At 66.5% G+C, this 25,080-nt stretch carries 22 protein-coding genes and 2 pseudogenes; 22 read left to right on the top strand and 2 right to left on the bottom strand.

What is annotated here, in order from left to right:
- The first annotated feature begins 7 nt into the window (after positions 1 to 7).
- Positions 8 to 2,017 (top strand): RNA polymerase sigma factor RpoD, encoded by a 2,010-nt coding sequence (rpoD, locus tag CYJ10_RS15690; protein ID WP_257993352.1) that lies wholly within the window; start codon positions 8 to 10, stop codon positions 2,015 to 2,017.
- Between the two features lie 80 nt (positions 2,018 to 2,097).
- Here rpoD and CYJ10_RS15685 read toward each other — a convergent pair whose 3' ends face one another.
- Positions 2,098 to 2,301 (bottom strand): cold-shock protein, encoded by a 204-nt coding sequence (locus CYJ10_RS15685; RefSeq protein ID WP_101682396.1) that lies wholly within the window; start codon positions 2,299 to 2,301, stop codon positions 2,098 to 2,100.
- 121 nt (positions 2,302 to 2,422) lie between these two features.
- Positions 2,423 to 3,565: a citrate/2-methylcitrate synthase gene (locus CYJ10_RS15680; protein WP_101682395.1), complete on the bottom strand. Its 1,143-nt coding sequence runs from the start codon at positions 3,563 to 3,565 to the stop codon at positions 2,423 to 2,425.
- Positions 3,566 to 3,682: 117 nt separating this feature from the next.
- On the opposite strand from CYJ10_RS15680, the gene CYJ10_RS15675 reads away from it, so the two are divergent.
- The 21 genes and pseudogenes from CYJ10_RS15675 to CYJ10_RS15570 all read left to right on the top strand — a co-directional run bounded on the left by CYJ10_RS15675 (position 3,683) and on the right by CYJ10_RS15570 (position 24,976).
- A complete protein-coding gene (locus CYJ10_RS15675; RefSeq protein WP_101682394.1) occupies positions 3,683 to 4,636 on the top strand; it encodes a 2-hydroxyacid dehydrogenase in 954 nt (317 codons plus the stop codon).
- Between the two features lie 32 nt (positions 4,637 to 4,668).
- Complete coding sequence (locus CYJ10_RS15670) at positions 4,669 to 5,346, top strand: fumarylacetoacetate hydrolase family protein (protein WP_101682393.1); 678 nt, start codon at positions 4,669 to 4,671, stop codon at positions 5,344 to 5,346.
- 71 nt (positions 5,347 to 5,417) lie between these two features.
- Positions 5,418 to 6,176: an SDR family oxidoreductase gene (locus CYJ10_RS15665; RefSeq protein ID WP_101682392.1), complete on the top strand. Its 759-nt coding sequence runs from the start codon at positions 5,418 to 5,420 to the stop codon at positions 6,174 to 6,176.
- An 88-nt stretch (positions 6,177 to 6,264) separates the two neighbouring features.
- Positions 6,265 to 7,254 (top strand): Bug family tripartite tricarboxylate transporter substrate binding protein, encoded by a 990-nt coding sequence (locus CYJ10_RS15660; protein ID WP_101682391.1) that lies wholly within the window; start codon positions 6,265 to 6,267, stop codon positions 7,252 to 7,254.
- 136 nt (positions 7,255 to 7,390) lie between these two features.
- Positions 7,391 to 7,906, top strand: a complete 516-nt coding sequence (locus CYJ10_RS15655) for a hypothetical protein (protein ID WP_101682390.1) — start codon at positions 7,391 to 7,393, stop codon at positions 7,904 to 7,906.
- A gap of 163 nt (positions 7,907 to 8,069) precedes the next feature.
- On the top strand, positions 8,070 to 8,873 hold the full coding sequence (locus CYJ10_RS15650; RefSeq protein ID WP_101682389.1) for a COG4705 family protein: 804 nt from the start codon (positions 8,070 to 8,072) through the stop codon (positions 8,871 to 8,873).
- 26 nt (positions 8,874 to 8,899) lie between these two features.
- Entirely contained in the window at positions 8,900 to 9,349 is a 450-nt protein-coding gene (locus tag CYJ10_RS15645) for a hypothetical protein (RefSeq protein ID WP_101682388.1), read from the top strand.
- Positions 9,350 to 9,385: 36 nt separating this feature from the next.
- Positions 9,386 to 9,922, top strand: a pseudogene (locus CYJ10_RS15640) (COG4705 family protein); the annotation flags it as partial.
- Positions 9,923 to 9,927: 5 nt separating this feature from the next.
- A pseudogene (locus CYJ10_RS35215) lies at positions 9,928 to 10,555 on the top strand (histidine kinase dimerization/phospho-acceptor domain-containing protein); the annotation flags it as partial.
- Positions 10,556 to 11,042: 487 nt separating this feature from the next.
- Positions 11,043 to 13,241, top strand: a complete 2,199-nt coding sequence (locus tag CYJ10_RS15625) for a TonB-dependent receptor (RefSeq protein ID WP_374703269.1) — start codon at positions 11,043 to 11,045, stop codon at positions 13,239 to 13,241.
- A 249-nt stretch (positions 13,242 to 13,490) separates the two neighbouring features.
- On the top strand, positions 13,491 to 14,105 hold the full coding sequence (locus tag CYJ10_RS15620; RefSeq protein ID WP_101682383.1) for an RNA polymerase sigma factor: 615 nt from the start codon (positions 13,491 to 13,493) through the stop codon (positions 14,103 to 14,105).
- A complete protein-coding gene (locus CYJ10_RS15615) occupies positions 14,089 to 14,946 on the top strand; it encodes a FecR family protein (protein WP_101682382.1) in 858 nt (285 codons plus the stop codon). Before CYJ10_RS15620 ends, CYJ10_RS15615 begins: the two co-directional genes overlap by 17 nt.
- A 122-nt stretch (positions 14,947 to 15,068) precedes the next feature.
- Positions 15,069 to 17,438 (top strand): TonB-dependent siderophore receptor, encoded by a 2,370-nt coding sequence (locus CYJ10_RS15610; protein WP_101682381.1) that lies wholly within the window; start codon positions 15,069 to 15,071, stop codon positions 17,436 to 17,438.
- A gap of 171 nt (positions 17,439 to 17,609) precedes the next feature.
- The gene (locus CYJ10_RS15605) at positions 17,610 to 18,326 is read left to right on the top strand and encodes a ProQ/FinO family protein (protein WP_101682380.1); all 717 of its coding nucleotides are present in this window, start codon (positions 17,610 to 17,612) and stop codon (positions 18,324 to 18,326) included.
- A gap of 131 nt (positions 18,327 to 18,457) precedes the next feature.
- Positions 18,458 to 19,039: a redoxin domain-containing protein gene (locus CYJ10_RS15600; protein ID WP_101682379.1), complete on the top strand. Its 582-nt coding sequence runs from the start codon at positions 18,458 to 18,460 to the stop codon at positions 19,037 to 19,039.
- 4 nt (positions 19,040 to 19,043) lie between these two features.
- The gene (gene bluB, locus CYJ10_RS15595) at positions 19,044 to 19,718 is read left to right on the top strand and encodes a 5,6-dimethylbenzimidazole synthase (RefSeq protein WP_101682378.1); all 675 of its coding nucleotides are present in this window, start codon (positions 19,044 to 19,046) and stop codon (positions 19,716 to 19,718) included.
- Between the two features lie 99 nt (positions 19,719 to 19,817).
- Complete coding sequence (locus tag CYJ10_RS15590) at positions 19,818 to 20,741, top strand: LysR substrate-binding domain-containing protein (protein WP_101682377.1); 924 nt, start codon at positions 19,818 to 19,820, stop codon at positions 20,739 to 20,741.
- 165 nt (positions 20,742 to 20,906) lie between these two features.
- Positions 20,907 to 22,046, top strand: a complete 1,140-nt coding sequence (locus CYJ10_RS15585) for an NAD(P)/FAD-dependent oxidoreductase (protein ID WP_180862943.1) — start codon at positions 20,907 to 20,909, stop codon at positions 22,044 to 22,046.
- Entirely contained in the window at positions 22,030 to 22,338 is a 309-nt protein-coding gene (locus CYJ10_RS34415) for a (2Fe-2S)-binding protein (RefSeq protein ID WP_101682375.1), read from the top strand. The genes CYJ10_RS15585 and CYJ10_RS34415 overlap by 17 nt, the downstream gene beginning before the upstream one ends.
- Positions 22,335 to 23,810 (top strand): FAD/NAD(P)-dependent oxidoreductase, encoded by a 1,476-nt coding sequence (locus tag CYJ10_RS15575; RefSeq protein WP_101682374.1) that lies wholly within the window; start codon positions 22,335 to 22,337, stop codon positions 23,808 to 23,810. The genes CYJ10_RS34415 and CYJ10_RS15575 overlap by 4 nt, the downstream gene beginning before the upstream one ends.
- 188 nt (positions 23,811 to 23,998) lie before the next feature.
- Complete coding sequence (locus CYJ10_RS15570) at positions 23,999 to 24,976, top strand: Bug family tripartite tricarboxylate transporter substrate binding protein (protein ID WP_257993351.1); 978 nt, start codon at positions 23,999 to 24,001, stop codon at positions 24,974 to 24,976.
- Positions 24,977 to 25,080: the final 104 nt, after the last annotated feature.

The raw sequence follows: 25,080 nt of genomic DNA, 5'->3' as shown, positions 1-25,080 counted from the left end.
GAATGTATTGGCAAACCCGGTTCGTGACGATTCCGCATCCCGCATGACGACGGCCATTTCAAAGACCGCCCGCCGCAAGTCGGCCGGCAAGGCCCAGGCAACCGCCTCACCGCTGGACTTCACGTCCGCGGCACGCCAGGACGAAGAGCGCCAGCGCCAGATGCGCGCGCTGATCGCGCTTGGCCGGGAGCGCGGCTACCTGACCCATGCGGACATTAACGATCACCTTCCCGACAATGTGACGCAGACGGCTGCGATGGAAACCATCGTCAGCACGTTCAACGACATGGGGGTGTCCGTATACGAGCAGGCGCCGGACGCCGAGACGCTGCTGCTGAACGATGCCGCCCCTGCCGCAACTTCCGACGACCAGGCTTACGAGGAAGCGGAAGCCGCACTGTCGACCGTCGACTCCGAATTCGGCCGCACCACCGATCCCGTCCGCCTGTACATGCGCGAGATGGGCGCCAGCGAGCTGCTGACCCGCGCGGGCGAAATCGAGATCGCGAAGCGCATCGAAAGCGGCCTGCAGGACATGATCCAGACCGTTGCGGCGTGCCCGTCCATCGTCTCGGCGCTGCTGACCGACGTCGACCGTATCGTCGCCGGCGACCTGCGCATCGACGAACTGGTCGACGGCATCAACGATGGCGCCGAGGAAGTCGACGCGGCCAGTGCCACCGATGACGCATCCGTGGATGCGGACGACGACGATGACAGCGCCGCCAGCGCGGACGACGATTCGGAAGACGACGACGATGACGCCGACGCCCCGAACCCGGAAAAGGCCAATGCCGCCCGTCTGGAGCAGCTGACCACCGACACCCTGGCTATTTTCGCGCGCGTGCGTGCCCTGTACGCACAGCTTCCCCAGACTCCGGTGACGGGCAAGGCCCGCACGGCGGCCGTCGCGCAGACGCTGTCCGAGATCCAGCGCGAACTGGCCCCCATCCGGTTTACGGCCAAGATGATCGACCGCCTGTGCGCCAGCATGCGCGAACAGGTCGATGCGGTGCGCGTGATCGAGCGCAGCATTCTGGAGATCGCCGTCGAGCGCTGCGGCATGCCGCGCGAAGCGTTTGTGGAATCCTTCCCGGGCCGTGAGACCGATCTCGACTGGACCAGCAAGACGGCGGCGACGTCGCAGCAGTTTGGCCCGGCACTGGAGCGTCACCTGCCGGCCATTCAGGCCAACCAGCGCAAGCTCATCGACATCGAGACCGCGGTCTCGGTGCCGCTGCAGCAGCTCAAGCAGATCAACCGCCAGATGAGCGCCGCCGAGCAGAAGATGCGGCAGGCCAAGCGGGAACTGACCGAAGCCAACCTGCGCCTGGTGATTTCCATCGCCAAGAAGTACGTCAACCGCGGCATGCAGTTCCTGGACCTGATCCAGGAAGGCAATATCGGCCTGATGAAGGCGGTGGACAAGTTTGAATACCGTCGCGGCTGGAAGTTTTCAACGTACGCCACGTGGTGGGTGCGGCAGGCTGTCACGCGTGCGCTGGCCGATCAGGCGCGCACCATCCGCGTGCCGGTCCACATGATCGAGACGATCAACAAGCTGAACCGGATTTCGCGCGAAATCCTGCAGCAGACCGGGCAGGAAGCCCATCCTGCGGTGCTGGCAGAGCGCATGGAGATGACCGAGGAGAAGGTGCGCGGCATCCTGCGGATCGCGCGACAACCGGTCTCGCTGGAAACCCCGGTGGGCGACGATGCCGATGCAACGCTGGGCGACATGATCGAGGACGTGTCGGCGAGTTCGCCGGCCGAGGCCGCGATTCAGGCCAACCTGCGTGCCGCGATCGACGAGGCGCTGGACGCACTCACGCCGCGCGAGGCGAAGGTCCTGCGCATGCGCTTCGGGCTGGACATGGTTTCCGATCACACGCTGGAAGAGGTCGGCAAGCAGTTTGACGTGACCCGCGAGCGGATCCGTCAGATCGAGACCAAGGCAATGCGCAAGCTGCAGCATCCCAGCCGTGCCGACAAGCTGAAGCTCTTCCTGGAGCGTTAAGCAGAAATAGCCAGGCAGAAATGACGCGGCGCCCCGTTTTTAGGCGGGGCGCCGTGACACACGCAATCAATGCGTGAAGCTTACAGCGGCTTGATGCTGCCTGCTTGCTTGCCCTTCGGGCCTTGCTTCACTTCAAAGCTGACCTTCTGGCCTTCTTGCAGGGACTTGAAGCCGTTGCCCTGAACTTCGGAGAAGTGTGCGAAGAGGTCTTCACCGCCGTCATCCGGCGAGATGAAACCAAAACCCTTCGCATCGTTAAACCACTTCACGGTACCTGTTGCCATTTTCTGAGTATTCCAACTAAAACGAGATAAAGACGACGCCGCCAGTATGGCGAGCGTGCGGTTACCTTGTATCACACCCCGGCCCGTGTCGACAATCAGGATTGTTCTGATACTTGCCAATTCAGCTCTTGTCCGGCAACACGCCGACATAGCGGCCCCTCGGGCGGATCACTTGCCCAATCCCCCGCTGTTCCAGGCTGTGCGCCAGCAGGCCAATGCTGCGCGCCGTGGCGAACATCGCGAACGCAGCGTCATCCGGCAGCCCACAGTGAATGACAAGTGCCGCTAACGCCACATCTATATTGGGCTGCAATCCGGTCAGCCGCGTTGCCTGCTCGATGAAACGGACGATACCGGGGGGCGGCGCGAACCGGCTCAACAGCGCGACAGCACGCGGATCGCCGTCGGGATAGAGATGGTGGCCAAAGCCAGGCAGCGGCTGGCCGGTCGACAGGTAGTGCGTGATGACCTGGTCTTCGCCCTGCCGCTCCACCTCGTTGAACAGCGCCTTGACGCGCCCCGAGGCATCGCCGTGCAGGGGACCCGACAGCGTGGACAGGCCCGAGAGCAGGCAGGCGGGCAACGACGCCCCGTTTGACGCCGCGATGCGCGCCGCGAATGCCGAACTGGTCAGTTCGTGATCGACCAGCAGCACCATGGCCACGCGTAGCAATTCCGCCACGGTCTGCCCCTGCCCCCATCCCAGCGCGAAGCGATTGTGCAGCGGTTCATGCCCTGGCTGGGCGCCGAATGCGTTGGCGAGCTGGCCCACCAGCCCCTGGCCTTCCACATGCAGCACGCGCGTCATGCGTCCGTGCGTGGAGTGACCGGTGGCAGCCAGTTCGGCCAGCGCGGTGAAGGCGGCCACACGTCCCGGCTTTTCCACCGTCACGGGTGACGACAGGTCCACCGCCTGCGCCGAATCCCACAATAGTTGCGCCGCCGCTTCGAGCGTGGCCGTCTCGGCCAGCGACACCGCATCGCGGCCACGGTAGTAGAGCCGTTCGCGCACGAACGTCGAGATCGACGTGGGAATGCTCGGCTCGGCCCCAAACAGCGTGTTGGTGGCCAGCGTCTCGTGCTTGCGGCCCGCCTGCTTGCGCCGGGCCAGCGCGGCCACATCCTCGGCGCGATACAGGCTGCGACGGGTATCCGCAGGATCTGACGCTACCTCGATCTTGCCCCGGCTCACGTACGCGTAGACCGTTTGCGGCCGCACGCCAAGCCGCGAACACGCTTCGTCCATCGATATCCAGGCACCCATCTGCACTCCTGCACGCGCTGCGGCATTTATTTATGTTGATTTTATATATCAATATTGCGCACCGCATCAACATGTATCTACCATGAGTTCCACATTCCAGCCGACAACGGACAGCTCATGAAGCCGCAGATCCTGCAACTGAATCCCATCCTGATTCCCGCCGCCAACGACGAACTGGCTTCGCTGTACCAGGTACACAAGCTGTTCGAGATCGAAGACCAGGACGCCTGGTTCGCGCAGCACGGCGCGTCGATCCAGGCCGTCGTCACGGGTGGTCACACCGGCATTTCGCGCGCCATGCTGGAGCGCCTGCCGGCCCTGAAGGTGGTGGCCGTCAATGGCGTGGGCACCGACGCCGTCGACCTGGCCTATTGCCGCGAACGCAAGCTGCCGGTCACCGCCACGATCGGCGCCTTGACCGAGGACGTGGCCGACCTGGCGATTGGCCTGCTGATTGCCGCCTGCCGCAACATCGCCGCCGGCGACCGCTTTGTCCGCGACGGCCAGTGGGAACGCTTTCCGCAGCCGTCGGCCATCCCGCTGGCGCGCCGCTTCAGCGGCATGCGGGTGGGCATCGTCGGCATGGGCCGCGTGGGCCGCGCGGTGGCCACCCGGGCCGCGGCATTCGGCTGCCCGATCCGCTACACGGACCTGCGCGCCATGGACGACCTGCCGCACGAATTCTTGCCCGACCTGATCGATCTGGCGCGCAACAGCGACGCGCTGGTGCTGTGTGCCGCCGCCGACAAGGCAGAAGGCATCGTCAATGCCGCCGTGCTCGACGCCCTGGGGCCGCGCGGCTTCCTGATCAACGTGGCACGCGGCCGTCTGGTCAACGAAGACGACCTGACGCAGGCGATCGAGGCGGGCCGCATTGCGGGCGCGGGCCTGGATGTCTTTGTGGACGAACCGCGCGTGCCGCTGGCGCTGCGCCAGTCGGACCGCACCACGCTGCAGGCCCATCGCGCCAGCGCCACGTGGGAAACGCGCGCCGCCATGATCCGCATGGTGCTCGACAGCGTGGCCGACGGGCTGGCCGGCAAGCGCCCCGCCATGAGCCTGACCACCTGACCCGGCCAACGGATCGCAACTGGAGCGTCAAGATGGAATTCGTCCTGCCCGCACCGGCGCCCTGCGCCCTGCCCGTGGCCCACAGCACTGCGCATTTTCCGGTCGGCAGGGTCTTCTGCATCGGGCGCAACTATCGCTGGACCGCGAACGAGCCGGCGCCGGCCGACATGCCCGCGTGGTTCATGAAGCCGGCCACCGCCGTGGCGCCTGCGACCGGCACGCTGCCCTACCCGCCCGGCACCGAAGACTTCTGCCACGAAGTGGAGCTGGTGGTCGCCATCGGCCGCGATGGGCGCGATATCGACCCCGCGCAGGCGCACGCCCACATCTGGGGCTATGCCGTGGGCCTCGACATGACGCGCCGCGACCTGCAACAGCAGGCCAAGCGTGCCGGTGGCCCATGGGAACCGGCGAAGGCCTTCGACCATTCGGCGCCGTGCAGCCCGATCGTGCCGGCCGCCTCCATCGATCCTCCGCGCGATGGCGAGATCCGGCTGGCGGTCAATGGCACCGAGCGCCAGCGCGCCACGCTGGCCGACCTGATCTGGCCGGTAGCGGACCTGATCGCCATGCTGTCGCGCTCGGTGACGCTCCGGGCGGGCGACCTGGTCTTCACGGGCACGCCCGCTGGCGTCGGGCCCCTGCAGCGCGGCGATGTCGTCGATGCCAGCGTGGCCGGCATCGGCCATCTCTCGCTGACCGTGACGTAGCAACCGCCCGCTGCCTGACAAGAACGCATGACAGCGAACAAGACCTCGAACAAAGCACCCTGGAGACCGCAATGACCCCTTCCCAAAGAATCGCGCTTGTCACCGGCGCCGGCAGTGGCGTGGGCCGTCTGACCGCGCTGGCCCTGCTGGACGATGGCTGGACGGTCGTGCTGGCCGGTCGGCGCGCCGACCCGCTGCAGACGCTGGTGGCCGATGCGGCCGCGCGCGGCCAGACCGCACTGGCCGTACCGACCGATGTCACCGACCCCGCCAGCGTGCAAGCCCTGTTCGACACCATCGAACACGAATTCGGCCGACTGGACCTGCTGTTCAACAACGCCGGTGTCAACGCACCCGCCGTACCAATGGACGAACTGCCATTGGACAAGTGGTTCAACGTGGTCAACACCAACGTGACCGGCGTGTTCCTGTGTGCACGGGCCGCCTTTGGCCTGATGCGCCGGCAGTCCCCCCAGGGCGGGCGGATCATCAACAACGGCTCGGTGTCGTCGCAGACCCCGCGCCCGTTCACCGCGCCCTACACGGCCAGCAAGCACGCCGTCAGCGGCCTGACCAAGGCCCTGGCACTCGATGGCCGCGCCTTCCACATCGCGGCGGGCCAGATCGACATCGGCAATGCCCTGACCGAACTGTCCGAGCGCATGACGCGTGGCGTGCTGCAGGCCAATGGCACCACCGCGCCGGAGCCGATGATGGACGCGCGCCACGTGGCCAATGCCGTGCGCCACATGGCATCGCTGCCGCTGGACGCCAACGTATTGAACATGACGGTCATGGCCAGCGCCATGCCGTTCGTCGGCCGCGGCTGACATCCGACGCGCGCACGCCGGGGCCTCGCATCCCCGGCGTGCCACCCAGAGTTGACTCAAGTTGACCGTATTCCAAAGGAGACCCCTCATGCGATTCACCACACGGAAGTTCATCACCCTGGCCGGCACCCTGGCTGGCTGCACCGCGTTGCTGGCGGCACCGGGCGCCGCGTCGGCCCAGAATTATCCGACCCGGCCGGTCACGATCATCGTCCCGGCGCCGGCCGGTGGCGGCATCGACCTGATTGCGCGCGTGGTTGGCGAAAAGCTGTCGGTCAAGCTCGGCCAGCCGTTTATCGTTGAAAACCGCCCGGGTGCCTCGAACAACCTTGGCACGGCCGTACTGGCCAACGCCAAACCCGACGGCTATACGATCGGCATCGTCGGCGGCAGCCACAACATCAACAAGTTCCTGTTCAAGAACCTGGGCTGGGATCCGGAAAAGAGCTTCGAGCCCATCGTGTATACGCACGAGATTCCGCTGGTGTTCGCGGCCTATCCCAAGCTGCCCGTGAAGACCGTGCCCGAACTGGTGACGTGGATGAAGGCCAACCCGGCCGAAGCCAAGGTGGCCACGTCGGGTCGCGGCAGCGCGCAGGAGATGGCCGCCGAGATGTTCCGCATGGTCAGCGGCGCGCCGGTGCTGCTGGTGCCCTACAAGGGCTCGTCCGCGGCCCACCCCGACCTGATTGCAGGCCGCACGGCGCTCTATATCGACACGATCAGCGCCATCCAGGAGCAGGTGAAGTCCGGTAATGTCCGCGCGCTGGCCGTATCCACCCGCAAGCGCTCGAAGGCGCTGCCCAACGTGCCCACCGCCGACGAACAGGGCCTGAAGGGCTACGACGCCAGCACCAACGGCGGCTTCCTGGCCCCGGCCGGCACGCCCAAGGACATCGTGGCCCGGCTCAATACCGAGATCAACGCCGCGCTGAAGCTGCCCGAGGTGCGGGCGAAGCTGGAAACGGCCGGCATCGAGATCCAGGGCGGCACGCCGCAGGAGTACGCAGCGGTGATCAAGTCAGACCTGGTCAAGTGGGGCAAGGTCGTCAAGGAAGCCAATATCCAGGCCGAGTAATCGCAAGACGTGCCCGGACGGTATGGGGCAGGCCAGGCGGCTGGGCTAGAATGCCAGCCTTTCGGCCTCACCCGCTTCCGGGCGCTCTTGCGGCGCTGGCAGCGTTGGCCGCCCCAATGCACTGGTTTTCAGCGTTATGCCTCAGTCCCACACCCACACCACCGCTTCCGATTCGGACACCGAAAGCGAACTCGACCAGATTCACGAGCCCCGGCTGTGGCGCGACAAGGGCTGGACCGCACGGGTCATCAAGAACGAGGACGGCGATGGCTGGGCCGTCGAGATGATTCGCGACGGCAGCGCCGAACCCGCCCTGGTCGGCCCATGGACCATGGGCCGGAACAAGGTCGACCCCAAGCCGCTCGATGCCACCGCGCACCAGACCCTGGTAAAGACCGCCTCCGAGGTGATCCGCCGCCACGAGCAGCAGTTGCATGCGCAACTCAACAAGCAAATGACGATTGAGGTGGACGATCAGGTGATCAGCGTCAAGCTGGCCATCACGCCGGACGAATTCGAGCCGTTTGGCACGCTGACGGCCACCAACCCGTTCGGTGACGTGCTGGCCACGACCAACGTGCGGCCCGATTTTCGTCTGACCCGCGACAGCGCGTCGCGGTGGGCCGCCGACGGCTTCGGAAAGATCCGCTAGCAAGTTACGCCGGCATCACCCCCTGGCTGCGCAGGCCAGGGATGCCAAGGCCACCCCGCGTGGCCGATCCCGCCCTTGGCGCGACGGGCAACGCACTAAGTGTCTGCTAAGTCTTGGTGCGTAGTCTTGCCTCCAGTTCCCATACGCGCAACTGGAGGATGGCATGGACCATCGGTCAGCAACCACCAAGCCCCGCCTGCAGGCCGGGGCATCCTGGACCAACAAGGTCCCCGAGATCACGGCCTCTTTCTGGATCATCAAGATCCTGTCGACCACGGTGGGCGAGACGGGTGCCGACTTCCTCGCAGTCAACGTCGGATGGGGGCAGACCGTCACCACCGTGGCCATGGCGCTCCTGCTGCTTGCTGCCTGGGGATGGCAGATGCGCACACGCAGCCATACCCCGTGGATCTACTGGCTCACGGTCGTACTGGTGAGCATCGTTGGCACGCAGGTGACCGACATCCTGACCGATGGGCTGGGCGTCAGCCTGTATGCCAGCACGGCAGCCTTCGGCATTGCCCTGATCCTGATCTTCGCCATGTGGTACCGCCGCGAAGGCACCCTGTCCATCAAGTCGATCGTCACCCCCAGGCGCGAGCTGTTCTACTGGATCGCCGTCCTTTGCACCTTCGCGCTCGGCACGGCTGCCGGCGACCTGGCCACCGAGGCGCTTGGACTCGGCTTCACCTGGGGCGTCATCGCCTTTGGTGCGCTCATCGGGCTGGCCTACGCGGCCTGGCGGCTCGGTGCCAGCACGGTACTGGCGTTCTGGATCGCCTACATCCTGACCCGGCCCTTCGGCGCGTCGCTGGGCGACCTGCTGACGCAAGACCGGGCCTACGGCGGTCTGGGCCTGGGCGCTCTCTGGACGAGCGCGATGTTCCTGGCCGTCATCGTCGTCCTGGTGACCCTCGAACAACTGACCGCCAATGGTCGCGGCGGCCGCTACGCCTCTTCCCATTAATCGCTGACCCATCAAGGCACCCCACCATGGCACTCTTTGCACCGCTCTACGCTCCCTTCAACGGCGAGGCCGCCACGTTCGCCATTGCCGCACTGCTGGCCTCGGCGACCGGATACGCCGCGCCGGCAGACGCCACGCCCCAGCCGGCCACACACGTTGCCGTCCAGGCGCCAGCCCGCGCCCCCACCATGCTCGGCGACCTGGGGGCATTCCACAGCATCGCCGTCGATGTGCAATCGCTGGTCGACGCTGGCAACCTTGCCGCCGCCAAAACCCGCATCAAGGACCTGGAAATCTCGTGGGACCGCGCCGAAGCCGGCTTGAAGCCGCGCGCGGCCAGCGACTGGCATACCCTCGACAAGGCCATCGACCGTGCGCTGGAAGCGCTCCGGGCGTCGAAGCCGTCCCAGGGCGAATGCAAGGCCGCGCTCACGGATCTCCTGAAAACCTTCGACAAGCTCGCCGGCAAGGCCTGAGCCGTGCTCGATCCATTGCATTGGAGGACCAAACCCATGCATTCCACCAACGTTCGGCAAACCTTGGGCAAGGTCCCGGAGGTCACGCTGGTCTTCTGGCTCATCAAGATCGCGGCAACGACCCTGGGCGAAACCGGCGGCGATGCCCTGTCGATGTCCCTGAACCTCGGCTACCTGGTCAGTACCCTGATCTTCGCGGCCGTCTTCCTGGTGGCCGTCGTGGCCCAGGTGCGCGCGCGGCACTATCACCCGGCCACTTACTGGATCACCATCGTCGCGACGACCACGGTCGGCACCACGCTGGCCGACTTTGCCGACCGCTCGCTGGGCATCGGCTATCCGGGCGGCACCGCACTGCTGCTGGCGCTCCTGCTGATGTCGCTGTTCGTCTGGCATCGCAGCACGGGAACCGTCTCCATTGCCTCCGTCCATACGCCCAAGGCCGAGATGTTCTACTGGATGACGATCATGTTCTCGCAGACGCTGGGCACCGCGCTGGGCGACTGGACGGCCGACACCATGGGACTGGGTTACGCGGGCGGAATCGTCGTGTTCGGCACGTTGCTGGCCATCCGTTCCGCGTGCTGCTGAGAACCCTTCCCGGTGGTGGCCGGATCCTGGTTGCCCAGGAGACCGGGCTACGCGACGAGATTGCCCGCGACAGTGCCTTGCGTACCGTGCTGCCGTTCGTGGTACTGGTGCCGCTGTTGCTGCTGGTGGTGGCCGACCTGGTCCGCAAGCTGTTCCGGCCGATTGCGGGCCTGGCGGCCGAAGTCAACCGGCGCGACGAGCGCGAGCTGGCGCCGCTGCCCAGCGACCACCTTCCTGCCGAAGTCCGCCCGTTCGTCATCGCGATCAACCGGCTGCTGGCGCGGGTCGCGCAATCGATGGCGCTGCAGCAGCAGTTCATCGCCAACGCCGCGCACGAATTGCGCTCGCCCATGACCGCGCTTTCCCTTGCAGGCCGAGCGGCTTGCGCAGGCCGAGATGTCCGGTGAGGCCCGCGCCAGGTTGGCGCCATTGCGGCTAGGGATAGAGCGCGGGCGCCATCTGCTGGAGCAGTTGCTGAGCCTTGCGCGGGTCCAGTCCGCGCCGGCATCGGCCAGTGCGACGTCCGTCCTCCAGGTCATTCGACGCGTGATCGAAGACCTGATGCCGCTGGCGGACACCCGTGGCGCCGATATTGGCGTCCTGACGGACGACGACGTGCGTTTGAAGGTGGATGGCGTCGAGCTGTACACGCTCATCAGGAATCTGCTGGACAACGCCGTTCGCTACTCGCCGGCCGGCGGCGCGATCGACCTGTCGATCGCCACGGCAGGCGACGAAGTGGTCCTGTCATGTATCGCCCTCGCTTGGCTCGGGGCTCGGACTATCCATCGTCAACGCCATCGCCAGCCGGCTCCACGCGGCCGTCACCATCGACTACACCGATTCGGTTGCCTGCTCGGGCACCCGGATTTCCGTTCGCTTTCCTCGCACCCTGATGTCCGCCCGCGACAGTCTTTGAAGTAGTTGTTTACTTGAAAGTGCCGATCCATTAGCATCTGACCCGGTTAATAATAAGCATTCTCACTAACGCACTGGATTGTCTCCGGTGCGCGTCGGTCGCCAGTCACCGCAGTGAGATTGCAGGCATTTTAAGTCACTTCTCCTCTGTATTTCCACGATGTTCTCTCCCGCCCAATCACGCATGCGCGCCATCGCGTATGCGTGTGCCTTGTACTGCACAGGCATCGCCGTTCCCTCCGTCGCCAGCGCACAGACCACCACGGATTCACCCAGCACGCCGCCCCAAACCACGCTGCCGACCGCGGTTGTCGTCGCGGATTCGCCGGTGCAGACCAAGTCGCTGCCGTCGTACAAGTTCGTCGCGCCGCTGCTTGACACCCCGCGCTCGGTGACGGTGATCCCCGAAGAGGTCATCAAGCAGACCAACGCCACGACGCTCGCCGACGCCTTGAAGACCGTGCCGGGCGTGACATTCCTGGGCGGCGATGCGGCAGCCAACCCGTCGGCGGACCGCCCGGTCATCCGGGGCTTCGAGTCGCGCAATTCGATCTTTGTGGACGGCATGCGCGACTCCGGCGTGCAGAACCGCGAAACGTTCGCCGTGGAGCAGATCAGCGTCATCAAGGGGCCGGATTCGGTCTACGCCGGCCGTGGCGCGGTGGGCGGCAGCATCGACATCGTGACCAAGATGCCGCGCCTGGACGACTTCACCAACGCCAGCCTGGGCCTGGGCACCGAGTCGTACAAGCGCGCCACGGTCGACATGAACCGCCGCATCAACGACGAGACGGCCGTGCGGCTGAACCTGATGGGCTTCGACGCCAACCAGGCCGGCCGCAACGACGTCTACAGCAAGCGCTGGGGCGTGTCGCCGTCGGTGGCCTTCGGCCTGAACACGCCGACGACGGTCTATGTCAGCTACTACCACCTGAACTCGTACGACATGCCGGACTTCAGCGTGCCGTTCCGTTCGACAGGTGGCACGCCGGGCGCCAACAGCGGCATCGAGCGCTCGCAGTTCTACGGCCTGAACAACCGCGACTACCGGCGCGGCCAGACCGACACCGCCGAAATCCGCGTCGAGCACAAGCTGACCGAGGACTGGAAGCTGCGCAACACGACGATGTTCGGCCGCTCCACGCTCGACTACATCGCGACCAACCCGCAGTTCCTGAACGCCACGTCGAACATCCTGCAACTGCAGGCCAAGAGCGGCAAGTACGCCACCAACAGCGTCTCGAACCAGACCGAGGTGTCGGGCAAGACCACGCTCTGGGGCATGCAGCACACGCTGACCGCCGGCCTGGAATTCAGCTGGGAACGCAGCCTCTACGAGGGCTATCTGGTCAGCGACAGCGCGGGCAACAACATCCGCTCGGGCGGCCCCTGCACCGTGGCCTTCAACTGCACCGCCATCGGCGCCTGGAATTCGGATGCGCCGTGGACCGGCAGCACCGTGCTGAATGGCGACAAGGGCTTCCCGGGCGCGCCGACGCATACCCACACCAACGTGGCATCGGCCTACCTGTTCGACAGCGTCAAGCTCAGCGACAAGTGGCTGTTCAACGCCGGCACGCGCTTTGATCGTTTCGATGTCTCGGCTACGCAGGCCGGTGCGTCGGACCTGAACAACACGTCGAACCTGTTCAGCTACCAGCTGGGCCTGGTGTTCAAGCCGGTGCAGACGGTCAGCCTCTACGCGTCGTACGGCACCTCGGCCAACCCGCCGGGCGCCAACAGCGGCCTGGGTGGCGGCACGGACCAGATCACGGCCACCAACCAGAACCTGTCGCCCGAACGTAGCCGCAATATCGAAGTCGGCGCCAAGTGGGACGTGCTCGACCAGCGCCTGTCGCTGACGTCGGCCCTGTTCCAGACCGACAAGACCAACGCCCGCGTGAGCGACGGCCTGGGTGGCGTCGTCAACGCCGGCAGCCAGCGCGTGCGCGGCGCCGAGCTGGGCGTGGCTGGCAACATCACGAACAAATGGCGCGTGTTCGGCGGCTATTCGTACCTGGATGCGATCACCACCGATGCCGGCCCCGCCAACCCGACGGCTTCGGGCCTGCCGATGGTGATGGTGCCCAAGCACAACCTGACGCTGTGGACGTACTACGATGTACTGCCGCAACTGTCGATCGGCGGCGGCGCCACGTTCTCGAGCCTGACGTACGCCTCCGTGGCAGCCACGTCGCGCAAATGGACACCGGGCTACGCACGCTTCGATGCCGTGGCCACCTACCGCCTGAACAAGACGATGGACCTGCAGCTCAACGTGCAGAACATCTTCGACAAGAAGTACTACTCGTCGGCGTACCCGATCTACGCCACGTGGGCACCGGGTCGGTCGGCCGTGATGACGCTGAACATCCATATGTAACGCGCACCCCCAAGGGCTCCGACGCTTTCCGGAGCCCTTGCCCGCCCTTGCGCCGTGCCTGGCTGGAAGCCAACGCGTCGTGGGGGCGGCCGCGGCTTCGATCCCGTTCGACCGCGCTGGCCAGCGGATCGGTTGGCAAAAATGAGACGCCCGGCAGAAACTAGCTGCGCACAATAACGATAATGCTTATCATTTAGATCCATCCGCAGTTCGCCCTGCCCGCTACCCCCACCTTCGCCGCGCCCGCTCGTGACGCCATTGCCAGACAACCCGACCCTGCTGACGACGCTGGTCCGACACTACGAGGACCTTGTCGATCATGTGCGTCGCAGATTCTCGGGCCGTGCGTTTGCCCGCGACGTCGTGCACGACCTGTGCGTGCAGTTGCTGGAACGCCCGAGCCGCACGACGGCCCGTCAGCCATTGGCGCTGCTGCGCCGCGCCTCGCTATATCGCGCCATCGACCGCCAGCGGGCCGAGGCCAGCCACGCCACCATCATTGCCCAGGCCGAAACGCATTTCGCCGATGCAGCGCAGACAATCGGCCCGCAGGAGCAGCTGCTTTGGCGCCAGCAGTTCGACCTGATCCGCCAGGCCATCGACAGCCTGCCGCCCCGATGCCAACAGGTCTTTCTGCTGCACCGGCTGCACGACATGCCTCAGGCGGACATTGCCGAGGCACTGGGTATCTCAAGAAACATGGTCGCCCGCCACGTCATGCGCGCGATGTCCACCCTGCGTCCCCTGCTGGACTTTGGCACCGGTCGCGGCGCCTCCGAAGATCCCCCGGCACAGGCACACGAGGTATCCCGCGCATCGTCCGCTATCAGGCCAACGCACTTTCCCGATGAAAAGACGAGTTGATCCCCCCAGTTCGCCCGCAACGCCGGGCGACCCGCTGGCCGCGTTCAAGGAAGCGCTCGTCGGGCATTACCCGAGCAAGGATGCACTGCTCAAGCAGGCGCGCGCCTACGGTCAGCGCCGACGTCGGCGCACTATCGGCTCGACCGTCGCGGCAATCGGCGTATTGACTGCCGCGCTATGGACGATCGACCCGGCGTGGCAGACATCGCAGCTTGCCACCCGCATTGGCGAAAGAACCACCTGGACGCTCCGCGACGGTTCGACCATCCAGCTCAATACCCATTCGGTCGCAGTGGTCGAAAACCACCTGCGCAGCCAGCGCGTCATTCTGGAACAGGGCGAGGCCCGCTTCACGGTGTCTCACGGCTGGCGCAAGTTCGTCGTGCAGGCCGGCAATGCCACCATCCTGGACATCGGCACGGTATTCAATGTGCGACGCCTTCCCGATGACCCGGCGCGCGCGGTCGACATCGCCGTGCTGGAGGGCGAGGTCGCCGTGTCGACCCCCACCGCACGCCAGGCGGTGTCCCTGCTGGCGGGGCGGACGATCGAGGTTTCCGGCAGTGGCGCCATGACCGAACGTGCCATGCATCCAGACAGCGCAACCTGGGCCGACGGCCGCCTGGTTCTGGACGGCACGCCGCTGCGCACGCTGGTTGCCGAATTGCAGCGGTACCGGGTCGCCCCGATCCGCCTGCGCGACGAAGATGTCGGCGCACTGCGGCTGTCTGGCGACTTTGATATCGGCAGGCTTGAGCCGCTGATTGACGCCCTGCCTGCCATGCTCCCGGTCGCCGTCACGCGACTCCCGGACGGGACCGTCACGATCTCGAAGCGGTAGCGCTAACGACTGGCTCCGCCATTTTTTGTAACAGACATCAACATCCTGATGGCGACATGCGCCAACCCCTGAGCTGCCCAGGTCGGGAGCTTCAAATAACTAGCAATTCAGGGGAAATCGTGATGCAAGGAATTTTCCACGCCCGCAGGGCCGGGCTTGGCCCGTGCGCGCTGCGGCTGGTGGCCGCCGCTTCCATGGCCGTCGTGTCCATTCACGCCAGCGCGCAAAGCCAGGTCTACGACATCGATATTCCTGCGCAGCCGCTGGATCAGGCGCTTCGCGCGTTGGGACGCCAGTCGGGGGCACAGATCGTCTTTGCTACCGAGGCGGCCAAGCCGCGCCAGGCACCGGCGGTCAGCGGCAAGCTGTCCGTTCCGGATGCGCTGGACAAGCTGCTGGCCGGCAGCGGCATGTCGGCGCGCAGCATGGGCGGACAGTCGTACGCCGTCAGCGCGCCGGCACCAGCCTCCGCTCCCACGAAGACGGACGCCACGCTGCCGACCGTGGAAGTGCAAGGCATCCGCCCTGCCCTGTTCGCCAGCCCCGGCATCAACATGGGGGCCCTGGGCGAGCGGCAACCCGAAGAGGTGCCATTTTCCGTCCAGTCGTACAACGCGGAGTTGATGAACAGCCAGGACGCCCGAACGCTGATGGACGTGCTCAAGAACGACCCGTCGATCCAGGATGCGACCCAGGCCGGCGCCTACGAGACCGTACGGATTCGGGGTTTCTTTGTGGACTGGACCAATACGATTCGCCGCGACGGCATGTCCGTGGCGCCCTATTACGAAATCCCGCTGGAGAATATCGAGCAGATCGACGTGCTGAAAGGCCCGTCCGGCTTCCTCTACGGCATCAACTCGCCGGGCGGCACCATCAACTACGTCATCAAGCGCCCGACGCGCGACCGCTTTGCCAGCATCAAGACCGGGATTCGCGACCATGACGGCTACTACGCCAGCGCCGACATCGGTGGCCCGCTGGCCGATGGCCGCTTCGGCTACCGGCTCAATGTCGCGGGCGAGAAGCTCGGCAACTTCGGGCACAACGGCGACACGTCGCGGACCTTCATCGCCGGTGCGTTCGACTGGGCCATCACGCCCCAGGCGCTGCTCCAGCTCAACTTCGACTATCAGAACCGGAAGATCGCGGCGCAACCGGCCGTTGGTCCGTACCCGGATGGCACGCTGCCGTCGCCGGTCACCCCCCGGATTCTGCTCGGCCAGCCATGGCTGCAGTACGAAACCAGGACCTACAACATCGGCGCCGATTTCAACTATCGCTTCAACGACGACTGGAAGGTCACCAGCCGCGTGGCCCAGTCCTACAACGCGCGGGTCGCGGCATTTCCGGACATCTATAACGTTGCCAGGAACGGCGACATCCTGTCGGGCGATATCTACCTGAATCCGGATCAGAACTTCCGGGTGCTCTCCACCGACACGTATGTCACCGGCAAATTCAGGACCGGGCCCATTGCCCACCAGCTTGTTGCAGGCCTGTCGACGCGCAATTTCGAGGCGGTGGAATCGGGCTTCACCGTCCTGGATACGACCGTCGGGAATATCTACCAGCCCGTCTACGCCCCCGCGCCCGGGAACCTGACGTTTCCCAGACACAATATTTCAAAGAACTACCAGCCCAGCATCTTCGTGAGCGATGTGATCTCGCTCACGCCGAAATGGGATGTCCTGCTTGGCCTGCGCCATATCCGCTACAAGAACGACAGCTTTCCGGCCTCTGGCAACAACACGACCCAGGAAGCGAGCGTCAATGCGCCATCGTTCGCCCTCACGTTCAAGCCCCTGCCCAGCGTATCGACCTATGTCAGCTATGCCGAAGGCTTCGAGCAGCCGGGGCCGGCGGGCTACGACACCAACAACGCGGGCGAAAACCTGGCGCCGCTCAAGACCAAACAGTACGAGTTCGGCGTCAAGTCGCGCGTCACCGACAACCTGCTGCTGACCGGCGCCATCTTCCGCCTGGAAAAGACGCTGCAATACGTCAATGCCGACCACTTCACGGTGCAGGGCGGCGTGCAGCGGCATCAGGGCGTGGAACTGACGGCCAACGGCAGAATTGGCAGCGGGCTGTCGATCGTGAGCGGGCTCGCGTTTCTGCACACGGAAGCGGACAACCCGGGCGACCCCACGGTTGCCGGCAAGCGCATCGCCGATGTACCCAGCTTCCAGGCCAGCACCTACCTGGACTACCGGATCGCCGCGTTGCCGGGCCTGAGCGTGAATGGCGGGGTGTACTACGTGGGCCGGCGGGCGCTCAACGCCCAAAACACAAGCTGGATGGCTGGCTACACGCGGTTTGACGCCGGCGCGCGCTACACGACGAAGCTCGCCGACTATCGCACCACATTCGCCCTGACGATCCAGAACCTGACCGACAAACGCTATTGGGCAGCGGGCGATCCGAGCATCAACGGTGCCTGGCCTGGCCGCCCCCGCACGGTCTGGCTGTCGGCCCAGTTCGACATGTAGGCGCCAGGCCCAACCAGCCGTCCGCAGCGCGCGCCGGCGCAATATGCTCCAGCCGCGTGCGCTGCACATTTCCGCACCCTTGCCTACCCGGTCGGCAGCGATTTCCACTTCACAACCTGACCCTGGCGGGATACGAGCTATAATCCCGCGTCGTTTGACTGAGCTAGAGCAATGGGTTTTGAACAACTGGCAGGACTGAGGGCAAAACTGGCCGAGCAGGCAAAGAAAGAGGCGCGCGAGAAAGCCCCGCGCCAGCCTGCGCCTGCCGCCAAGCCAAACAAACCGTCGCGGCCGCACAAGCCGGGCGCAAAACCGGGTGCAAAGCCGGCCGCGAAACCGACCGGCCAGGCGGCCGCGCCGGCCAAGCCGTCGACACCTGTCGATCCGGTGGTGCGCAATATCGGCAAGCTGCAGAAGAAATTTCCGCTGGCGTTCCCGAAGAACCCGGCGCCCAAGGTGCCGCTCAAGATCGGTGTTTTCGACGATCTGCTGACGCACGCCACCGAACTGGGCCTGTCCGAAGCCGAGCTGCGCGATGCGATCCGCACCTGGTGCCGTGGCGCCCGCTACTGGGCCAGCCTGACGCAAGGCGCCCCGCGACTGGATCTGGCTGGCCAGCCGGCCGGCGAGGTGACCGAGGCCGATGCGGCACGCGGCCGCCAGCTGCGCTCCGCCCGTCCGAAGCAGAAACCGGCACAGCAGAAGCCGGCCGCGCAGAATCCGGCCCAGCAGGCGGCGCCTCAGGCCGAGCCGCAAGCGGCCGTCCAGCAGGAAGCCGCGCCGGCCGACACGGCCGCCGCTGCGCCCGCTGCCGTGCCTGCCGCTTCGCCCGCTGAGGTGCCCGTCGTTACGCCGGCCGCACCGGACGCACCTGCCCAGCCCGAATAAGGCGCGAAGGCACCCCAGCAGCCCGTCGCACGCAACCGCGTACGAACGGGCTGTTTTTCTGGACGAATCGCCATTTCACGGAGGTTTCGCCGCCGCATACTGCCGCAGTCATGCAGCCGGAGATCCCCACCATGAGCGAATTTCGTCCACAGCCCGCACCCGCCTGGGCCGTCCAGCAGTGGTTCAACACTGACCGTCCCCTCTCGATCGAAGCCCTGCGCGGCAAGGTCATTGTTCTGGAAGCGTTTCAGATGCTGTGCCCGGGCTGCGTGTCGCACGGCTTGCCCCAGGCGCTGCGGGTCCATCAGACGTTTCCGTCTTCCGAGGTCGCCGTCATCGGCCTGCACACCGTATTCGAGCACCACGACGCCATGACGCCCACGGCACTGCGCGCGTTTCTGCACGAATACCGGCTGCCGTTTCCGGTTGGCGTGGACATGCCCGCCGACCAAGGCGACATCCCGCTGACCATGCAGGCCTACGCCATGCGCGGCACGCCGACGCTGGTCCTGATCGACGCACGCGGACACCTGCGCCGGCAGTACTTTGGCTCGGTCAGCGACCTGACGCTGGGCGCCGACATTGCCGAACTGGTGCTGGAAGCCCGCGCAGATCAGGCCGGCGCTTCCGCACGATCCTCCAGCCATCCCACCGGCACGCCGGGCGACGATTGCGCATCGGGCGCCTGCGCCGTCCACACGACATCACCCTGATCCCATGGCAGACACCGGGCCCGGCCCTCACGTCGACGATACCGAGCGCGCCGCGCTGTACCGCATCCTGGCGCTGCGGCGCGACTGCCGGCACTTTACGCCGAGGCCCTGCCTGCCCGATGACCAGCTGGAACGCCTGCTGTGCGCGGCCCATCAGGCGCCTTCGGTTGGCATGATGCAACCGTGGCGGTTCATGCGCCTGAGCACACCGGCCTGGCGCGCACGCCTGGTGCCGCTGGTGGAAGCCGAACGGCAGGCCACGGCACAGGAACTGGGCGAACGCGGCACCGAATTCCTGCGGCTCAAGGTCGAGGGCATTCGCGACTGCGCCGAGCTGCTGGCGGTGATTCTGGCGCCTGACGACGGCACGGTCTTCGGCCGCCGCAGCATGCCAGCCGAAATGGCCTGGGCTTCCGCCGCGTGCGCGGTACAGAACCTCTGGCTCGCCGCGCGTGCCGAAAACCTCGGCCTGGGTTGGGTATCGATGTTCGATCCCGTTGCGCTGGCGCAGGAGCTTGGCCTGCCGCCTGGCGCGAAACCGTTCGGGCTGCTTTGCCTGGGGCCGGTGCCCGCCTTCTACGAGGCGCCGATGCTCGAACAGGAAGGCTGGCGCAAGCGCGCGCCGCTACAAGACATCCTCTGGGCGCCTTCCGCGCCACCCGAGCCACCTGCCAGCTAGCGCAGACGACGGCTCGCCATACCAGTCAATCCGTTTCCAGGGGCCCTCCATACGGATTTGCTATACCATCGCCGCAGCTATCTTCCTGAGGCCCCTGGCATGAAGTTCAAGGAAATCCACGCGTTCCAGGCAGTCATGCGTTCCGGCTCGATGACTGCGGCGGCCACCGAGCTCTATACGTCGCAGCCGAACGTGAGCCGGCTCATCGCGCAACTCGAATACTCCACCGGCCTGACGCTGTTCACGCGCACCGCGGGCCGCCTGCATCCCACCGAGGAAGGGCTGGCCTTCGTGCGCGAGGTCGAGCGCGCCTTCGTCGGCCTTGACGCCCTCAAGGACGCCGCGCGCAATATCCGCCAGTTCGGCAAGGGCCGGCTGCGCATTGCCACGGTGCCGTCGCTGGCGATGACCGTGCTGCCGCTGGTCCTGCAGCGGTTCCACGCCGAGTACCCCGATGTCAACGTGGCGATGGAAACGGGCAGCACCCAGCTGGTGGCCGACCACGTGGGCAGCCGCTACTGCGACCTGGGGCTCGTATCGTTCCTGCCGCCCGCCGCCGTGACCGAAGCCCAGCCCGTGGCCGAACTGTCGGGCTGTTGCGTGCTGCCACCGGGGCACCGGCTTGCCGAGCGCGACGCCATCACGCCCGCCGACCTGGCCGGCGAGACGTTCATTTCGATGAGCCATGGCGATGGCCTGCGCGCCGCCGTGGACGCCGCGTTCGCCAGCGACGACCGCCGCGTGATGCACTTCGAGACGCCCTACGGCGCCACCATCTGCAAGATGGTCGGGCTCGGCCTGGGGGTCGGCATCGTCAATCCGCTGGTCGCCCGCATGCATGCAGCCGAGGTCGTCATCCGGCCATTCCGGCCGCAGATCCCGTTCGTCAGCTACCTGCTGCTGGCCCGCAACCGGCCGGCCAATGTGCTGGTGGACCGATTTACGGCGCGGATGATCGAGGTCATCGCTACCGAAACGGCATCCCTACCCCCCGAGCTATCAGGTTTTGGTATGACCGCCTGACAGACTCGTATTTGCGCGCGGGGTGCTGGCTCCGCAATACTCGTCCGGACAGGCACACCGGCCAGATCGCCCCCGATCGCCGGTGTTGTCACGATTCTTGCGAGTACCCGACATGCATTCCAGCAGGGCCCAAGGCCCGCATATTCCCCACGGGAGGCGCCGCTGATGGTGGCCTCCAGCCCCCGATTTCCCGTGTTCGACGTTGCCGTGGTGGGCGGCGGCCTGGTCGGCTCCGCCGTGGCCTACGGCCTGCGCGACCGCGTGGGCGCCATCGCCGTGCTGGACGAAGGCGACATCGCACTGCGCGCCTCGCGCGGCAATTTCGGCCTGGTCTGGCTGCAGAGCAAGGGCTACGGCATGGGCGCCTACAGCCGCTGGACGCTGAACTCCACGCGCCTGTGGCCGCAACTGGCGGCCGACCTGCTCAAGGAGACCGGCATCGACGTGGCCCTGGAGCAGAAAGGCGGCCTCACACCGCTGATGGGCGACTACGAGGTGGAGGCCCGCCTGGCCTGGGTCAATACGCTGATGTCCCAGCCCGGCGTGGAGCCGTATCCGTGGAAGCTGCTCGATCACCACCAGGCGGCCTCGCTGGTGCCCGGCCTGGGCCCGGACGTGACGGGCGCGATCTGGACCCCGCACGACGGCATCGTCAACCCGCTCAAGCTGCTGCGCGCCTTCCATACCGCGTTCAGCACCAGCGGCGTCGAATACCTGCCGCACCACGGCGTCACCGGCATCGTGCAGCAGCCGGGCGGCGATTTCGTGCTGGCCACGCCCAATGGCGAGGTGCGGGCGCGCAAGATCGTGCTGGCCGGCGGCCTGCGCAACGGCGACCTGGGCGCCATGGTGGGCATCGACCTGCCGATGGCACCGCAGCGCGGCCAGATCCTGGTACTGGAGCGTACGCACCGCCTGCTGGACACACCCATGGTCACGCTGCGCCAGAACGACGAAGGCAGCTGGCTGGTCGGCGATTCGCAGGAAGACGCCGGCTATGCCGATCAGGTGACCACCCTGCCCGTGCTGGCCACGCTGGCCGACCGCGCCGTGCGTACGCTGCCCGCGTTGCGCGACGTACGCGCCGTGCGCGCCTGGTCGGCCCTGCGCGTGCGCGCCAAGGACGGCTTTCCGGTCTACGAGCAATCGGCCACGCATCCCGGCGCGTTCATCGTGACCTGCCATAGCGGCGTGACGCTGGCCGCCACGCACGCGATGCACCTGGCCCCGATGATCGCCGCCGGCGCGCTGGCGCCCGAGCTGGACACCTTTTCGACCCGGAGATTCCATGTTCAGAAGAATTGACGCGGCTGTCCTGCAAGCGACGGCGCGCAGCGTGCGGGTCACCGTGGACGGCACCGCACTGGAATGCCGCGAGGGCGACAGCGTCGCCGCCGCACTGTTTGCCGCCGGCGTGCTCGCCTGCCGCGACACCGCCGTATCGGGCGCCGCGCGCGGCCCGTTCTGCATGATGGGCGTCTGCTACGACTGCCTGGTGCGCATCGACGGCCGGCCCAACCAGCAGGCCTGCATGACCCGCGTGCACGACGGCATGAAGGTGGAGCGCCAGCTTGGCGCGCGCGAGGTGGCGGCATGACGGCGGACATCACGACGTGCGACCTGCTGGTGATCGGCGCCGGCCCGGCCGGACTGGCCGCCGCTACGCAGGCCGCGGAGCTGGGCCTGTCGACGGTACTGATCGACGAGCAGCCGGCACCGGGCGGCCAGATCTATCGCGCCATCGGCCAGACGCCCGTGCAGAACCGCGCCATCCTGGGGCAGGACTACTGGCACGGCCTGAGCCTGCTGGAGCCGTTTGCCAGAAGCGGCGCGCGGCATATTCCGGCTGCCACCGTGTGGTCGATCAATGCGCTTGAAGGCAATGCGCATGAAGGCCAGTCCAACGGATACGAGGTGGCCTATTCGGTCGCCCGTGCCGGCCAGGACCCGCAAGCCGCGCTGCTGCATTGCCGCCATCTCATCCTGGCCACCGGCGCGCAGGAGCGGCCCTTCCCGATCCCCGGCTGGACGCTGCCCGGCGTGATTACCGCCGGCGCCGCCCAGATCCTGTTGAAGACATCGGGCGTGGTGCCCGAAGGCCGTACCGTGCTGGCCGGCGGCGGGCCCCTGCTGTACCTGCTGGCCTGGCAGTACCTGAATGCCGGCGTGAAGCTGGAGGCCATCCTGGAAACCACGGCCAGCGGGCAATGGCGCCAGGCGCTGCCGCATGCCTTGGGCTTCCTGCGTTCGCCCTACCTTGGCAAGGGTCTGAAGCTGCTGCGCGCGGTGCGCAAGGCCGTGCCCATCGTCAGCGGCGTGACCGCGCTGGAGGCGGTGGCGGGGCCCAGCGGCCAGGTAGCCCAACTGCACTACGAGGCAGCGGGCCAGCGCCACACCATCGCCATCGACCAGTTGCTGCTGCACCAGGGCGTGGTGCCGAATACCAACCTGTCGCGCGCCGTCGGCGCCGAGCACGTCTGGAACGAACGCCAGGACTGCTGGGAACCGCAGGTCGACGAATGGGGCGCCACGTCGGTGCCGCACGTGAGCATTGCCGGCGACGGCGCGGGCATTGCGGGCGCGGTCGCCGCCGAGCACCGTGGCCGCATCGCCGCCGCGCATGCGGCCGCGGCACTGGGCCGCATCAGCCCCGCCACGCGCGACCGCACGGCGGCGCAGCCACGCGCCGAACTGGCGCGCGCCACGCGTGGCCGCGAGTTCTTCGAGGTGCTGTACCGCCCGCTGCCGCAGTTCCGCCGCCCCGTGGGCGACACCATCGTCTGCCGTTGCGAGGAAGCCACCGCCGAACAGGTGCGCCATGCCGCGCGCATCGGCTGCCAGGGGCCGAATCAGTTGAAGGCGTTCCTGCGCTGCGGCATGGGCCCCTGCCAGGGCCGCTTCTGCGGGCTGACCGTGACCGAACTGATCGCCGACGAACAGCAGCGGCATCCGCGCGACGTGGGCTACTACCGGCTGCGGTTTCCCACCAAGCCGGTGACGCTTGGCGAAATTGCGACGTTGCCGCAGACCCAGGCATCGCGCGAAGCCGTGGTGCGGTTCAAGAAGTAGGCCGCAGAAGTCAGCCGCGACAGGGCCGAAGACGTGGCCGGGTGGCATCGCCGCCCGCCACGCCAGAAGCCGGAAGACGCATACACAAATATGAGCGGGAGCCGGGACACACCGCGCCTCGCCAGTTGGACCAGCACAGCGAGTTCATCCTGAGAGCACTTATCAACCCATCTTTTCGAGAATCAACCATGGTGTTTTCCAAGATCGTCCCCGCTCTCGCGCTCGCACTGGCCACGACCTCGGCCGCCATTCCGGCCGTGGCCCAGGAACTGCCCCCGGGCCCGCTCCGCATGCTGGTCGGCTTTGCGCCCGGCGGCGGCAACGACGTCATCGCCCGTACGGTCGCCACGCAATTCCAGCTGAACACCAAGACGACGATCGTGGTGGAGAACAAGCCCGGCGGCGGCAGCACGCTGGCCACCGCCGAGATGGCCCGTTCCAAGCCCGATGGCTCGGTGCTGCTGCTGGGTTCCGTTGGCGGCCAGGCCATCGCACCGTCGATCTACAGCAAGCTGCCCTACGATCCGGTCAAGGGCGTGCAGCCGGTGTCGCTGGTGGCCAAGTCCGCCAACGCGCTGGTGGTGAACAACGACCTGCCGGTCAAGAACGTGCAGGAACTGCTGGCCTACGCGAAGGCGCACCCGGGCAAGCTCAACGTGACGTCGCCCGGCAATGGCACCATCTCGCACCTGTCGGCCGAGCTGTTCAAGAGCATGGCGGGCGTTGCCATCACGCATATTCCGTATCGCGGCGATGCCCCCGCCATGCAGGACGTGATGGCTGGCCAGGCCCAGATGACGTTTGCGAGCCTGCCGTCGGCCAAGGCCGGCGCCGATTCCGGCAAGGTCCGCATCCTGGCCGTGACCAGCGCCAAGCGCGTGGAAACCATGCCGAGCGTGCCGACCATCGCCGAATCGGGCGTGCCGGGCTATGAAGTGGTGTCCTGGTACGGCGTCTTCACGACGGGCGGCACGCCGATGCCGACCGTCAACCGCCTGGCCCAGGAAATCGCCGCCGTGGTGGCGCAGCCGTCGATCCGCGAATCGATCGCCAAGCAGGGCATGGAGCCCAGCGCGCTGGGCCCGGTCGAGTTCACGCAACTGGTGAACCGCGATACCCAGAAGTGGGACAAGGTCGTGAAGAGCGTCGGCATCAAGCTGGACTGACCGCCCCCGATCCACGTATTACGTATTGCGTATCGAATGCCGGAGCATCGCAGACACAGAGGATAGAATTCGCGGCTGGGTCACCCTTCGGGCAACACTGAACA

The sequence above is a fragment of the Cupriavidus pauculus genome, assembly GCF_002858765.1.
GTDB classification, from domain to species: domain Bacteria; phylum Pseudomonadota; class Gammaproteobacteria; order Burkholderiales; family Burkholderiaceae; genus Cupriavidus; species Cupriavidus pauculus_B.
Note: the sequence above shows the minus strand (reverse complement) of the source record. Positions and strands in the feature narration are given on the sequence as shown.